Raw genomic sequence first — 13,759 nt, 5'->3', positions numbered from 1 at the left:
GAACGTAGCCGTAAGCTGAGCCGCGTGCCCATGACAGTTTCCTCGACGCTGCGGGACGCGGCCTTCCGCTGGATCGCCGACGACCCCGACCCCGATTCCCGTGCCGAACTGCAGGACGTCCTCGCCAACGCGCTGGGCGGCGTGCCGGGACGCGCCGAGGAGCTGGCCGACCGGATGGCCGGTCCGCTCGAGTTCGGCACCGCCGGGCTGCGCGGGCCGGTGCGCGCCGGGCCGAACGGGATGAACGTCGCGGTCGTCGTCCGCACCACCGCCGGGGTGGCCGCGTGGCTGACCGCGCACGGGCACGCGGGCGGGACCGTCGTGGTGGGCCGGGACGCGCGGCACGGTTCGGCGGCCTTCGCCGAGGCCGCCGCCGAAGTGCTCACCGCCGCCGGTTTCGCGGTGAAGACACTCCCCGAGCCCCTGCCGACGCCGTTGGTGCCGTACGCGGTGAAGCGGCTCGGAGCGGTCGCCGGGATCCAGATCACCGCGTCGCACAATCCGCCCGCCGACAACGGGTACAAGCTCTACGACGGCACCGGCGCACAGATCGTCCCGCCGTCGGACGGGGAGATCGAGCGGGCGATCGCCGCCGCGCCCGCCGCGGTGAGCGTGCCGCGCTCGCCCGGCGCCGAGACCCTGGATCCGCGCGAGGGCTACCTCACCGAGGTGGCCGCGCTGCCCCGCGGCACCGCCCGCGACGTCCGGATCGCCGCGACCGCCCTGCACGGCGTCGGCGCCGAGACGCTGCGCGCCGCGTTCGCGCGGGCCGGTTTCACCGACGTGCACCTGGTCGCCGAACAGTCCACACCGGACCCGGACTTCCCGACCGTCGCCTTCCCGAACCCGGAGGAGCCGGGCGCGACGGACCTTCTGCTCGCGCTCGCGTCCACTGTGGACGCCGATCTCGCGGTGGCGCTCGACCCGGACGCCGACCGCTGCGCCCTCGGCGTCCGCGAGCACGACGGCACCTGGCGCATGCTGCGCGGTGACGAGACCGGCGTGCTGCTCGGCGCGCATGTGCTGTCCACAGTGGACCTTTCGGTGACGCCGGACCCGCTGGTGGCCACCACGATCGTGTCCTCGTCGATGCTCGGCGAGGTCGCGAAGGCGCGCGGCGCGCGCTATGCCGAGACCCTGACCGGGTTCAAGTGGCTGGTCCGTGCCGGCGAGGGCCTGGTCTTCGCCTACGAAGAAGCGCTGGGGCTCTGCGTCAACCCGTCCTTCGTCCGTGACAAGGACGGCATCGCCGCGGCCGTGCTCGCGGCGGGGCTGGCGGCCACGCTCAAGGCCGAGGGCGGCTCGATCCCGGCCGTGCTGGACGAGTTGTCCCGCCGGCACGGCGTCCACCTCACCGACCAGGTTTCGTTGCGGGTCACCGATCTCGCCGTGCGCGGCCGGATCATGGCGCGGCTGCGCGCGGAACCGCCGTCCTCACTGGCGGGTGTCCCGGTCACGATGGAGGATCTGCTCCCGGACGCGGACGTGCTGCGCCTGACCGGGGAGGGGTTGCGGGTGGTGATCCGGCCGTCCGGGACGGAGCCGAAGCTCAAGGCGTACCTGCAGTCCGCGCGGCCGCCGTCCAGCGAGCTGGCGGCGTCCCGCGAGGCCGCGGCCGCCCGGCTCACGGCCCTGCGTGCCGACGTCGAGGGGTTGCTGTCCTGACATGCCGACGTTGCTGATCGTCCACCACACGCCGTCGCCGTCGACGCAGGCGATGTTCGAGGCGGTGCTCGCGGGCGCCACGCATCCGGACATCGAGGGGGTGGACGTCGTCCGGCGTCCGGCGCTGGGCGCGACGGTGCCGGACGTGCTGGCCGCCGACGGGTACCTGCTGGGTACCCCGGCGAATCTCGGCAGTATGAGCGGGGCGTTGAAGCACTTCTTCGACACCGTGTACTACCCGTGCCTGGACGCCACGAAGGGGCGTCCGTTCGGTTACTACGTGCACGGGAACAGCGACACCAGCGGGACCACCCGCCAGCTGGACGCGATCACCACCGGTCTCGGCTGGACCCGCGTCGCGTCCCCTGTCCTGGCGACCGGAGACCCTGCCCCCGACACCCTCGCCGCCTGCACCGAACTAGGCGGCACCCTGGCCGCCACCCTGATGAAGTAACCAACACCACAAGAACACGGGCACCAAGGCACGCCCCCACCCCACGCAACCACGGCTGGGGGTCCGGGGGCGTGCCCCCGGGCGGGGCGTGGGGGCTGCGCCCCCACAAAAAAGAGGAAGGCAGGACGGCGCAGCGCGCTGTCCTGCCTTCCGAGGCCTCTACCGGAAGCCCTGGGGGTCGACCTCCGGCGGAAGGCCTGGTGCCAAGGGTTCGCCGGACGGGCGATCAACCTCAGCTTCCCCAGCTTACTACGAACGCTCGATCTTGACGACCCCCGGGCAGGGCAAAACCTTCCGCTGCGGTCTCCGTGCACCCCCAGGACGCGGAAACCGCAGCGGAAGGCATGCGGGATTGTCGATCCCGTAGCGAGTGTAAACCACTGCATACACAAGTCGTCAACAGATGCGTACAGTTGTCCCCGGACAGGAATTTCACCGGGCACGGGAGGGAAGCCGGGGATGGCACGGCAGCGCACGTTCGCCGAAAAACTGACCGCGCTGATCGACTCGGCCCGGGTCGACGGCAGAGCGCCGCACAGCTATCGCGAGCTGTCCGCGGCCATCGAGCGCGCCGGTGGCCCCGCCATGTCCCCGGCCTACCTCCAGCAGCTGGCGACCGGCAAGCGCATCAACCCGAAGATCCACTACGTCGAGGCGCTGGCGAAGCTGTTCGGCGTCCCGGTGACGTACTTCTTCGAAGAGGACGAAACACCCACCACCGGCGGTCCGGCCAACGAGGCCAAGCTCATGGCGATGCGTGCCCAGGAGCTGTCGCCGCGGGGGCGCCGACAGGTGATGGACCTGCTCGACCTGGTCGAACGCTACGAGCGCGCCGAACGGGACACCCCGGACGACGAACGGACCGAGCGGTAACGAGCGGGCGCCGCGCGAGCGGTGCCGAGGTGCTCTACGCGCGGCTCGGCCTACCCGCCAGGGATACGAAGTCCGGACACCCCGTCCCATCCGCGAAGGAATGAACGGAAGATTCAGGACACCCTGAAGCCCCTACCAAACAGCCTAGGCAAGGGGTCCGACACTTCCACGTCCCGGCACCCTGCCCCGCCCACGTACCCGAGTAGGCGACTCGCGTACCCAGACGGTCGGTTCACGTACCCAGAGGGTCGACTCGCGTACCTGGGCGGACGACACGCGTCCGACCTCCCAGGTACGCGAGTCGTCCATCCAGGTACGCGAGATCTCCGTCCAGGTACGCGAGATCGCCGTTCGGGCACGTGAGATCGCCGGTTGGGCTGTCGGGGCGGCGCGCCGACGTGCTGTTAAGGCCACCTTGCGGGCGTCTCCCGCCCCTAAGGTGGCCTTAGCGGCGGGAGGACGTCTGATTTGGTGACAGTGTTTTAAAACGGTGTTATCGTAGGGCTCCCCGATCGAGAAGGAGTCCGAGATGCACGGGCCCGTCCAGCTGTTCACCGTGATCGCCCTGGTCTCGCTGCCGACCGTGATGTATGGCGGCTACGCGCTGATGGGCGTGCTGCGCCACCGCGACCTGACCGACTTCCAGCGCGGGATGTTCCGCGCCGGACACGCGCACGCCGGCGTCCTGCTCGTCCTCGTCCTCGCCGCGCTACAGGTCCTCAACCTCGGCGGGCTCGGCGACACCGCCCGCTGGGTCGTCTGCTTCCTCCTGCTGTTCGGCGTGCTCGCCCAGTCCGGCGGGATGTTCCTGCACATGGCGCTCGGGAAACCCGGCAAGGCCTCGGCGGGCAACGCCGTCACCACCGGCGGCGCCGTCCTGCTCGCCGCCGCGATGCTGATGACCGCGTACGGGGTGGCCTTCCCCTGACAACCTTCCCCTGACAACACTGTCGGACCCGGTCGTTAAGCTTGCTGACGTGCCTGAATACCTGCCTACCGCGCCGACCAGGGGAACCCGCGACTTCCTCCCCGCCGAGATGTCCGTCCGTACGCAGGTTTTCGGCCATCTCTACGAGGTACTGGAGCGCCGCGGCTTCCTCCGCTACGACGGCCCGATCCTCGAACCCGCCGAGATCTACGAGGCCAAGTCCGGCCAGGAGATCGCCGACCAGCAGCTGTACACGCTCACCGACAAGGGCGGCCGCCGCCTCGCGCTGCGCCCGGAGATGACCCCGTCGGTAGCGCGGATGATCGCCGGGAACGCGAAGTCGCTGTCGTTCCCGGTCCGCTGGTACAGCCACCCCAACTGCCACCGCTACGAGAAACCACAGCGCGGCCGGGTGCGCGAGCACTGGCAGATCAACGCGGACATCTTCGGCTCCGACAGCGCGAACTGCGAGATCGAGATCTTCGAGCTGATCCACGATCTGATGACCGCGCTCGGCGCCACCCCGGACATGTTCGCGGTGCGCGTCAACGACCGGAACCTGCTGTCCTCGGCGCTGCTCGACCTCGTCGGCGTCTCCCCCGAGCACCTGTCGCAGGTCTTCGCGCTCGTCGACCGCTGGGAGAAGCTAGACCGCGACAAGCTCGCCGAGGGCGCGGCCGAGATCGGCCTGTCGGACAAGCAGTTCGAGAAGCTCTCCGAGGTGCTCGGCGCCGGGACGGCCCTGCTCGACGAGCTGCCCGAGCACGCCAAGGAGAACTCGAACCTGGTCAAGGTCCTCGCCAGCGGCGCGGCCGACCTCGTCCGCTTCGAGCCGATCATCGTGCGCGGCCTCGCGTACTACACGTCCACCGTGTTCGAAGTCTTCGACACCTCGCCGGAAAACCGCCGCGCGCTGTTCGGCGGCGGCCGCTACAGCGATCTGGCCTCGCTGTTCACGCCGCAGCAGATCACCGGCATCGGGTTCGGCATGGGCGACGTCACGCTGATGGACTTCCTCGACACGCACGGACTCACCCCGGCCCCGCGCAGCGAGGTCGACGTCATGGTCGTGCCCGTCGTCGAGGAGCTCTTGGACGCGGCCCGCGAGGTCGCGAAGTCCCTGCGCCAGGCCGGGCTCCGCACCTCGACTCCGATCGAGCTGCGGAAGCTGGGCAAGGAGCTGGCCCGCGCGGACAAGGCGGGCGCCGCCGCCGTCGTCATCGTCGGCCAGGAGGACTGGGCCGCCGGGAACGTCACCGTCCGCTCGCTCGCCACCCGCGAACAGCGGCAGGTCCCCACCGCCGAGGCCCCCGCCGCCGTCCAGGCCCTGCTTTCCTGAGCAACGCGCCGCCGATCTCATGTGATCGGCGGCGCGACTCACGTGATTGAACGCGTAACTCGCGTGATTGGCGACGTCTCTCGCGAGTTACGCCTCTGATCACGCGAGTTTCGTGCCCGATCACGCGAGATCGCCGTGTGATCACGGGACGGCGCGGAGGAAGCGGAGGGTGAAGGTGGCGCCGGCGCCGGGGGTGCCGCGGGCGGCGATGGTGCCGCCGTGCCCGGTGACAACCTCACGCACCAGTGCCAGGCCGAGACCGAACCGGCGGCCGTCACCGTCGTGTCCCCGCGCGAAACGTTCGAAGAGCCGCGCGGCGTCCCGCTGTTCGAAGCCGACGCCGGTGTCCCGCACGCTCAGCTCCACGTGCCGGTCGTCCGGCACGCCGAGCGTGACCTCGATCGTCCCGCCCGGCGGGGTATGGCCGATCGCGTTGTCCAGCAACGCCGAAAGCACCCGGCGCAACGCCGTCGGCACGCCCGGAACCACGTACGCGCCGCCGTCCGCCGACACCGAGATCCGCACGTTCCGTTGTTCCGCGCGCACCGCCTCCGCCGCCACCGCCTGTTCCGCCAGCTCGCCGAGCTCGACCGGCTCCATCCGCGGCGCCTCGGCCCGCAGCCGTGCCGAGAGCAGCAGGTCGTCGACTACCTCGCCCAGCTCCCGCGTCCCGCCGACCAGCTGATCGACCTCCGCGACGACCCGAGGTGGCAACTCCGAACCCCGCGCCCGCCGGGACAGCAGCTGCGCGCGGGTGTGCAGCCGCGTCAACGGCGCGCGCAGCTCGTGGCTGGCGTCCGCGACGAAGGTCCGTTGCCGCCGCAACGCCTCCCCCAGCGGCCGGATCACCCGGCCCGCCAGCAGGTAGCCGGTGAGCACCGAGGCCACCAGCGCCAGCGCCTCGGCGATGGCGAACCCGGTGAGCAGCGAATACCGGTCCTGGAGCTGGTAGACCTGCTCGAAGAACGCCTGCGAGATGATGCCCCCTCGGTTCTCCGTCCGGATGGTGTAGACCACTCCGCCCAGCTCGCGGGTCTCGGTGACGACGTCGCCGTCGGCGGGCACCCGCGCGAAGATCTCGGTCACCGGCATCCCGGCGGGCGGCTCCCCCAGCGGCGTATGCCCGCCCCCGCTGAACAGCCACACGCAGCCCGGCGGCGGCACGGTGAGCCCCTGCCGGATGGTCCAGGCCAGGGTGCGATCGGCCTCCGCCCGCTGACCGCCGATCAGCACCGCGAACGCGATCACCCCCGAGACGAACACCAGCAGCGTGATCACCACGGCGATCTCGCCCGCGACCAGCCGCCGGGCCCGCCGCAGCTCCCGCGTCTCCTGGTCACCGCGCGCGAGCTTCACACCGCGCCGATCTGGTACCCGAGGCCGTGCACGGTGCGCACCACGTCCCGGCCGAGCTTGCGCCGCAGGTAGTACACATAGGTGTCCACAATGGACTCGCCGGTCGAGTCCGCGAAGATGTTGCTGCGCAACGACTCCCGCGGATGGATCGCCTTCGGCCGCTGCGCCAGCGTACGCAGCAGCTCGAACTCCCGCCCGGACAGCGTGACCCGGTCCCCGACGGCCAGCACCACCTCGTGCCGCCGCAGGTCCAGCTCCGCCGTGCCGAGCGGGAGACACTCCGCGCCGTCGAGATCCCGCCTGCCCAGCGCCCGCAGCCGCGCCAGCAGTTCCTCAGCCTCGAACGGCTTGACGAGGTAGTCGTCCGCGCCCGCGTCCAGCCCGTCCACGCGATCCCCGACGTCGCCCAGCGCGGAGAGCACCAGGACCCGCGTGGTGACCCCCTTCCGCCGCAGACCGGCGAGCATCTCCAGCCCGTCCATCACCGGAAGCCTGCGATCGACGATCATCACGTCGTAGCGCCCGACCAAGCCGAGGTGGAGCCCGCGCTGGCCGTCATGGGCCAGCTCGGGCTCGTAACCCTCGTCCGCGAGCAGTTCGGCGAGCATCCCGGCCAGTTCACGGTCGTCCTCGACCACGAGCACACGGTTCCCTGCCTCTTCGCGCACGAATCCATACTGGCAGTCATTCCCTCGTCCTTGAACCCTCAACTCTTCGGAAAAGACTGTGCTCCCAGCAGGAATTCGTCCGTGTTCCCGCTGACCGGGGCACGGCCTTCCCTGCGGTCCAGCCAGCTGAGCACCGGCGCGGTCATCACCGTGGTCACCAGCGCCACGACGACCAGCACGGTGAACAGCGAGGGCGACACGATTCCGGCCTGCAGCCCGATGTTCAGCGCGATCAGCTGCATCAGCCCGCGCGCGTTGATCAGCGCCCCGACCCGGACCGCGACCCCGGGCGGCTCCCCCGCCAGCCGCGCCGCTCCCCAGCACGCCCCGAACTTGCCCACCACGGCGGCGACCACACACACCACCGTGAACAGCAACAGCCCCGGATCTCCGAGCAACGCGAAGCGCGTGTTGAGCCCGGAGTAGGTGAAGAACAACGGCAGGAACACGATGCGGCCGATCGGCATCAGCTTCGCCAGCACGGCTTCGGCGGTCTCGGACCTCGGCAGTGCGATCCCGACGCAGAACGCGCCGAACACCGCGTAGAGCCCGATGACGTCGGTGAACCAGGCCGCCGCGAACAACACCACGGCGGTGATCAGCACCCGCTGGTCGCCGCCGAACCGGGTCCCCGCCATCACCCTGCCCAGCAACCGCCTGCCGACCGTGGTGAGCACGATCGCGAACAGCACCGCGCCACCCACGGTCAGCAACGCGGGCCCGCCCGAGGCTGCGTGCATGCTGAGCACCACCGCCAGCAGCACCCACGCGAGCGCGTCGTCGATCGCACCGCAGGCCAGCGCGAGCGAGCCGAACCGCGTTCCGGCCAGGCCGCGTTCGGTGATGATCCTGGCCAGCATCGGGAACGCCGTGATCGCGACCGCGACCCCGACGAACGCCGCGGACACCACGACCGACACGTCCGGCCGGAACAGCCGCGTCCACTGGTTGCCGAGCAGGCTGACCCCGACGCCGAGCGCGAGCGGAACCACCGTGCCCGCCAGCGAGACCGCGCCGACCGTCCGCGCCGAACCCCGGATGCTGCGCAGGCTGAACTCGTACCCGGTGCCGAACATGAACACCACCAGGCCGATCTGGCCGCCGACGTAGAGCAGCGGCCGCAGCCCTTCGGGGAACAGCGCTTCCTGCACCCCCGGCGCGAGCAGCCCCAGCAGCGACGGGCCGAGCAGCACGCCGGCGACCATCTCGCCGACCACCGGCGGCTGCCCGATCCGCCCCATGGCGTAACACACCACCCGGCACACCAGGAGAATCACCAGCACGGCCAGGAAGAACGCCGGGGCCGCGGCTGCCGGGCTCATCGCTGTTCCCCTTCGAAGTAGCTGGCGCACAGGCGTTTCCGCCGGGCGTCGAGCACCATGTAGGTCCCGAAGACCAGTTGCGCGAGGCTCCGCCAGACGTCCTCCCAGCGGTCACGCACGAACATCACCGCCAGCGCGAACCGCCGGTTTCGCGGCGCTTCCCTCGGCGTCAGCAGGCACGGGCCCCGGTTCGGGACCGACCTCGTGTGCGCCGCGCTCGTCGCGAGCGTGTAGCGCCGCAACACCTCCCGCAGCACGACGCGCATGGTCACCGGTGCCAGCCCCCGCGCCGGGCAGGGCCGGTTGTGCGTGCTGCCGAACGGAAGGAAGTTGTGGTCCACAGTGGACGTCTTGAGCCACCGGTCCGGATCGAACTTCTCCGGGCACTCGTATCCGGCGCTGTGGTACTCGGGATAGCTGAAGCACAGCACGCTGCCCTCGGGGATCGTGGTGTGCGCCAGCTCGACGTCCGCGGTGGTGATCCGGTGCGCGATCCCGAACAGCGGGTAGACGCGCAGGCATTCGTCGATCACGCGGTCGACGTAGTCCTCGTCGTCCGGATCGGCGGCGAGCCGTTCCTGCACACCGGGATGCTGCGCGACGACCATCAGCAGGTGGGTCATCGCCTCGGACATCTGCACCACGGCGGTGTTGAAGAACGTGCCCTGCAGGTAGTACGCCTTTTCCACTGTGGACAGCCGGGACGGGAGCGGATGCGGCACGTCGTCCAGCCTGCGCCGCAGGTACGCGGTCAGCCGCGCCCGGCGGCGCATGTGCCGTGGCCGCACGCACTTTAGCGCGGAAACGACGTCGTCGGCGTTGGCCACGATGAGCGCACGCGCCTCCGCCGGGCACGGCTCGCCGAACACGAGCTCGTAGTACAGCTCCGCCCAGATCGGCATCATCGTGTCCCGCAGCCGGACGAACCCGCCGTCACCGAGCTCGTCGAGCACGCGCGTGGCGCATCGCCGGATCAGCTCCTCGGACTCCACTTTGGACCGGACGAGGATCTGCCTGGTCGTCTTCGCGACCTCGTCGTAGCGCGGCCCCGCCTCCAGATGTTCCTGATGAATATGGGAACCCGGTTCGAGCCAGTACCAGAACAGGTCGGACAGCGCGGCGCCGCGGCTGCGCCCGCCGGCGGCCGGATCGGCGTAGACGCGCTTGAAGTCCTCGATCCCGATCCGGTCGCCGGGGATCGGCACCGCCTCGTCCCCGTTGACCAGTGCGAAGATCCGCATCCGCAGCGCCACCACCCGTCCTGGCAGCCAGGACGGGATCGTGACCACCAGCACGGCGAGCAGCGCCCGGAGCGCGAGCCGGATCACCGGTAGCTCCGGACCAGATCGGCGGTGAGGTCGAGCGGCGAGGCCGCGCCACACAGCGCGAGCGTGTGGTCGAACTCCTCCCGGACCCGTTCGAGCACCCGCGCGACGCCGTCCTGCCCGGCAGCCGCCAGCCCCCACAGCACCGGCCGCCCGAGGCCGACCGCCGACGCGCCGAGCGCCAGCGCCTTCGCCACGTCCGTGCCGCGCCGCACCCCGCCGTCGAGGATCAGCGGGACCGCGCCCGCGACCGCCTCGGCGATCTCCGGCAGCGCGTCGATCGTGGCGGGCACGGTGTCGAGCTGACGGCCGCCGTGGTTGGACACGATCAGCCCGGCGACCCCGTGCCGCACCGCGAGCCGCGCGTCCTCGGGATGCAGCACGCCCTTGAGCAGGATCGGCAGCGCGGTGAGCTGCCGCAGCCAGGCGATGTGCTCCCACGACAGTTCCGCCGACATCGCGATCTGGCGCACGTGCCCCGGCTCGCCGCCCCGCAGGTTGCGCAGGTTCTCCACCACCATGCCCGGCGGCAGGTCGTGGAACCCGTGCCGGTCGTCGCGTTCCCGCCTGCCCAGCACCGGCGAGTCGACGGTGACCACCAGCGCCTTCACCCCGGCCCGTTCGGCGCGGCGCACGATCGCCTCGGAGAAGTCCAGATCCGGCTGGAGGTAGAGCTGGAACCACAGCTCCGGCTCCGGGGTGACCTCCAGCGCGGCGGCCGCGACGTCCTCGATCGCCGTGGTCGCCGCCATGCTGACGATCATGACCGTGTCCGCCGCCATGGCCGCCCGCACCGTCGCCAGCTCCCCGTCCGGATGCGCGAGCCGGTGGAACGCCGTCGGTGCCACCAGGATCGGCATCGACGCCCGGGAACCGAGCAGCTCGATGGTGAGATCGCGCTTGTCGCTTCCCCGGAGCACCCTGGGCAGCAGGCAGAGCCGGGCGAACGAGTCCACATTGGACCTTGCGGTGATCTCGTCACCGGCGGCACCCGCGAAGAAGTCGTAGTACACCGGATCGAGACGTTCTCTCGCCGTCTCTTCGAATTCCGCGACAGAACTCATCGCTCGCTCCTTCACGCCCGCGCGACGACGGGTTCGAGCTGCCGGGCGAGGAACGCGCGCAGCGGTCCTATGTGGATCTCCTGGTTCCATTCGTTTTCGAGGTTCTCGGTGACGTGGTGCGTCGCGACGAGCTCCCCGCGCCGGTAGTGCCGGACGATCGGGTGCAGGTAGTGGCCCGCGCCCTCGTCGTTCGCCGCGTCCTGGCGAGCCCTGGCGACATTGGCGTCGAACGGGTCGATCTTGTCGTGGTCCGGGCCGTAGTCGAGCGTGACCACGAAGGCGTTGTCCGAAGTGGACAGATCGCTCGCCGCGAAGAGCGCGATCGGCATTTCCTCGTGGTAGCGCGCTTCACCGCCGTCGACGGTGAGGATGTCGGCGAGGAACCCGAACTGCTGGTACAGCGCGGAAGTACGGTTGACCCGCGCGATCACCGCGTCGGCGAGGCTTTCCACGTCGGCGGGCACGGCGACGCTCGGCCACGGCTTGCCGTGGTAGCGCTCGTCCAGCGCCTTGGCGAGCGCGCGGACGCTGTAGCGGTAACCGTGGATGAACGCGCTCGTGCTCTTCCTGTAGTCGCGGACCTGGCTCAGGGTGCCCGCGAAGTACAGCCCCGGGACGTTGACCGACTCCCAGTACGGCGTCTGGTCCGGGAACCGGTTGTTGATCGTCAGCTCCGGACGGCAGTCCTCGTCGAAGATCGAGGCGTCGAACCGGAATCCGGTGCACGCGATCACCCGGTCGTAGCGCAGGTCCTTGACCACCTCGTCGGCACGGGAGAAGGCGAAGCTGACGACGTAGGAGTCCCCGGCGCGGCGGATCTCCCGGATCTCCCCGTCGAGGACCGCGTGCTGGAGCTTGAGCTGGTACATGTCGAGCACACCGGCGTTGATCGCGCGGAGGTGCCCGACGAAGTGGGTGCGCCACGCGAGCCGGACCCCGCCAGGACCGCCGACGTGCACCACCGCCGCGGACGCGATCAGGTTGTCCGCGGTCTCGAACGCCGAGTTCCCCTTGCCGATGACGAGCACCCGCTTGCCGAGGAACTCCCCCGGCTCCACCGAGACGTTCTCGTACTGCTCGGCGAACTCCATCCCCGGCACGTCCGGGACGTACGGCCTGCTCACGCCGGTCGCCACGACCACGCGGCGCGCGCGGTACACGGCGCCGTCGGTGTCGGTGACGGCGAAACCGTCGCCGTCGCGGCTCACCCGCGTCACCCGCGCGTTGTAGCGGACGGCGACGGCGTACTTCTCCGCATAGTCGGCGACGTAGCGGAGGAAGTCCTCGGCGTCCGGGAAGAGCAGGTCGCTGTAGGCGGTGAACAGCAGCGGATCCGGGTCGTCGGCCAGCAGCGAGTTCCAGTCCATCCGGAGGTTGAGCTCCGGGTCGGCCCAGCCGGTGTGCTTCTTGTTGACCGAGATCAGCTGCCGGTGCCGTGGATAGCGCGTGAAGAACGTGCCGGGCGCGGCGCCCGCCTCCAGCACCAGGTAGCGGTGCCCGGCACGGTCCAGGTGATGCCCCAGCTGGAGCCCCGCGGGCCCCGCCCCGATCACCAGATAGTCCAGAACGTCCTCTGCCATGACGGCCTCCCAGATCGGCTAGACGCCCCCCTCGCGTCAGCCACTCTGATCCGCCGATCTCAGAAAACCCTCAGAACTCGAAGGTCCGTGGGGGCCTCCTTGAGGGACCTAGAGTCCCTCAAGGAGGCCCCCACGGACCGTTACCGCCGGGTCAGCCGTTGACGAGGGACATGCCCGCGTCGGGATAGCGGTTGCCCGCGACGGCGTCGGCCGGGACGGCGGCCTCGATCGCCTCGATGTCCTCTGTGGACAGTTCGAGCGCGACCGCGGCGACGTTCTCCTCCAGGTACTTGCGCCGCTTCGTGCCCGGGATCGGCACGACGTCGTCGCCGCGCGACTGTACCCAGGCCAGCGCGAGCTGACCCGCCGTCACGCCCTTCTTCTCCGCCAGCGCCCGCAACGCGTCCACGATCGCCAGGTTCCGGTCCAGGTTCTCCCCGGCGAACCGCGGCTGGAGCGTCTGCCGGTAGTCGCCCTCGGCGAAGTCCGACTTGGCGGTGAACCGCCCGGTCAGGAAACCCCGGCCCAGCGGCGAATACGGCACGACGCCGATACCCAGCTCCCGGCAGGTCGGCACGATCTCGGTTTCGATGTCCCGCGACCACAGCGACCACTCGGTCTGCACCGCGGTGATCGGGTGCACCGCGTGCGCCCGGCGGATCGTCGCGGCGCTCGCCTCGGACAGCCCGATGTGCCGGATCTTGCCCTGCTCCACCAGCGCGGCCAGCGCCCCGACGGTCTCCTCGATCGGCGTGTCCGGATCGACCCGGTGCTGGTAGTACAGGTCGATGTGGTCGACACCGAGACGGCGCAGCGAAGCCTCGGCCGCCGACCGCACGTACTCCGCGTCGCCGCGGACCCCGCGCTTCGACGGGTCGTCCGGATCCCGGACGATGCCGAACTTCGTCGCCAGCACGACCCGGTCCCGCCGGTCGGCGATCGCGCGGCCGACCAGTTCCTCGTTCACGAACGGCCCGTACATGTCGGCCGTGTCGAGCAGGGTGACGCCCAGGTCGAGCGCGCGGTGGATGGTGGCGATCGACTCGGTGTCGTCGCCCTGGCCGTAGAACTCGCTCATGCCCATGCAGCCGAGCCCCTGCGCGCTGACCTCCAGCGCGCCGAGCCTGCGGGTGGGCAGCGTCGATCCACTCATGATTTTCCCCTGCCGGTTGAGAAAGCTGCTAA

General features: G+C 70.4%; 12 protein-coding genes. 5 read left to right on the top strand and 7 right to left on the bottom strand.

Going from position 1 to position 13,759, the window contains the following annotated elements; all coding sequences use genetic code 11:
• Positions 1-30: 30 nt before the first annotated feature.
• The 5 genes from ABD987_RS23170 to hisS all read left to right on the top strand — a co-directional run bounded on the left by ABD987_RS23170 (position 31) and on the right by hisS (position 5,259).
• Positions 31-1,665, top strand: coding sequence for a phospho-sugar mutase (locus tag ABD987_RS23170; RefSeq protein WP_345397537.1), 1,635 nt, complete (start codon positions 31-33; stop codon positions 1,663-1,665).
• A 1-nt stretch (position 1,666) separates the two neighbouring features.
• Positions 1,667-2,119, top strand: coding sequence for a flavodoxin family protein (locus tag ABD987_RS23165; protein ID WP_345397257.1), 453 nt, complete (start codon positions 1,667-1,669; stop codon positions 2,117-2,119).
• 459 nt (positions 2,120-2,578) lie between these two features.
• On the top strand, positions 2,579-2,992 hold the full coding sequence (locus ABD987_RS23160) for a helix-turn-helix domain-containing protein (RefSeq protein WP_345397254.1): 414 nt from the start codon (positions 2,579-2,581) through the stop codon (positions 2,990-2,992).
• A 529-nt stretch (positions 2,993-3,521) separates the two neighbouring features.
• Complete coding sequence (locus tag ABD987_RS23155; RefSeq protein ID WP_345397251.1) at positions 3,522-3,920, top strand: hypothetical protein; 399 nt, start codon at positions 3,522-3,524, stop codon at positions 3,918-3,920.
• Positions 3,921-3,969: 49 nt separating this feature from the next.
• Complete coding sequence (hisS, locus tag ABD987_RS23150) at positions 3,970-5,259, top strand: histidine--tRNA ligase (protein WP_345397248.1); 1,290 nt, start codon at positions 3,970-3,972, stop codon at positions 5,257-5,259.
• A gap of 141 nt (positions 5,260-5,400) precedes the next feature.
• Here the strand turns inward: hisS and ABD987_RS23145 are convergent, their stop codons facing one another.
• The 7 genes from ABD987_RS23145 to ABD987_RS23115 all read right to left on the bottom strand — a co-directional run bounded on the left by ABD987_RS23145 (position 5,401) and on the right by ABD987_RS23115 (position 13,727).
• Positions 5,401-6,615 (bottom strand): sensor histidine kinase, encoded by a 1,215-nt coding sequence (locus tag ABD987_RS23145; protein WP_345397245.1) that lies wholly within the window; start codon positions 6,613-6,615, stop codon positions 5,401-5,403.
• Positions 6,612-7,259, bottom strand: coding sequence for a response regulator transcription factor (locus ABD987_RS23140; RefSeq protein WP_345397534.1), 648 nt, complete (start codon positions 7,257-7,259; stop codon positions 6,612-6,614). Before ABD987_RS23140 ends, ABD987_RS23145 begins: the two co-directional genes overlap by 4 nt.
• Before the next feature lie 62 nt (positions 7,260-7,321).
• Positions 7,322-8,605 (bottom strand): cation:proton antiporter, encoded by a 1,284-nt coding sequence (locus ABD987_RS23135; RefSeq protein WP_345397242.1) that lies wholly within the window; start codon positions 8,603-8,605, stop codon positions 7,322-7,324.
• Positions 8,602-9,846, bottom strand: coding sequence for a cytochrome P450 (locus ABD987_RS23130; RefSeq protein ID WP_378214161.1), 1,245 nt, complete (start codon positions 9,844-9,846; stop codon positions 8,602-8,604). The genes ABD987_RS23135 and ABD987_RS23130 overlap by 4 nt, the downstream gene beginning before the upstream one ends.
• Positions 9,847-9,929: 83 nt before the next feature.
• The gene (locus ABD987_RS23125; RefSeq protein ID WP_345397236.1) at positions 9,930-10,994 is read right to left on the bottom strand and encodes an alpha-hydroxy acid oxidase; all 1,065 of its coding nucleotides are present in this window, start codon (positions 10,992-10,994) and stop codon (positions 9,930-9,932) included.
• A gap of 11 nt (positions 10,995-11,005) precedes the next feature.
• Positions 11,006-12,574 (bottom strand): NAD(P)-binding domain-containing protein, encoded by a 1,569-nt coding sequence (locus ABD987_RS23120; protein ID WP_345397233.1) that lies wholly within the window; start codon positions 12,572-12,574, stop codon positions 11,006-11,008.
• Between the two features lie 151 nt (positions 12,575-12,725).
• Positions 12,726-13,727 carry an aldo/keto reductase gene (locus ABD987_RS23115; protein WP_345397230.1) on the bottom strand — a complete coding sequence of 334 codons (1,002 nt, stop codon included), beginning with the start codon at positions 13,725-13,727 and terminating at the stop codon, positions 12,726-12,728.
• Positions 13,728-13,759: the final 32 nt, after the last annotated feature.

Source organism: Amycolatopsis samaneae, assembly GCF_039541975.1.
GTDB lineage: Bacteria > Actinomycetota > Actinomycetes > Mycobacteriales > Pseudonocardiaceae > Amycolatopsis > Amycolatopsis samaneae.
This window is presented reverse-complemented; position numbering and strand designations above follow the sequence as displayed.

What these genes read in the sequence shown, in the direction of transcription:
- ABD987_RS23120 (WP_345397233.1), bottom strand. Translation starts at nt 12,574, where the DNA reads ATGGCAGAGGACGTTCTGGACTATCTGGTGATCGGGGCGGGGCCCGCG.
- ABD987_RS23125 (WP_345397236.1), bottom strand. Translation starts at nt 10,994, where the DNA reads ATGAGTTCTGTCGCGGAATTCGAAGAGACGGCGAGAGAACGTCTCGAT.
- ABD987_RS23165 (WP_345397257.1), top strand. Translation starts at nt 1,667, where the DNA reads ATGCCGACGTTGCTGATCGTCCACCACACGCCGTCGCCGTCGACGCAG.
- ABD987_RS23115 (WP_345397230.1), bottom strand. Translation starts at nt 13,727, where the DNA reads ATGAGTGGATCGACGCTGCCCACCCGCAGGCTCGGCGCGCTGGAGGTC.
- ABD987_RS23130 (WP_378214161.1), bottom strand. Translation starts at nt 9,846, where the DNA reads ATGCGGATCTTCGCACTGGTCAACGGGGACGAGGCGGTGCCGATCCCC.
- ABD987_RS23155 (WP_345397251.1), top strand. Translation starts at nt 3,522, where the DNA reads ATGCACGGGCCCGTCCAGCTGTTCACCGTGATCGCCCTGGTCTCGCTG.
- ABD987_RS23170 (WP_345397537.1), top strand. Translation starts at nt 31, where the DNA reads ATGACAGTTTCCTCGACGCTGCGGGACGCGGCCTTCCGCTGGATCGCC.
- ABD987_RS23135 (WP_345397242.1), bottom strand. Translation starts at nt 8,605, where the DNA reads ATGAGCCCGGCAGCCGCGGCCCCGGCGTTCTTCCTGGCCGTGCTGGTG.
- ABD987_RS23160 (WP_345397254.1), top strand. Translation starts at nt 2,579, where the DNA reads ATGGCACGGCAGCGCACGTTCGCCGAAAAACTGACCGCGCTGATCGAC.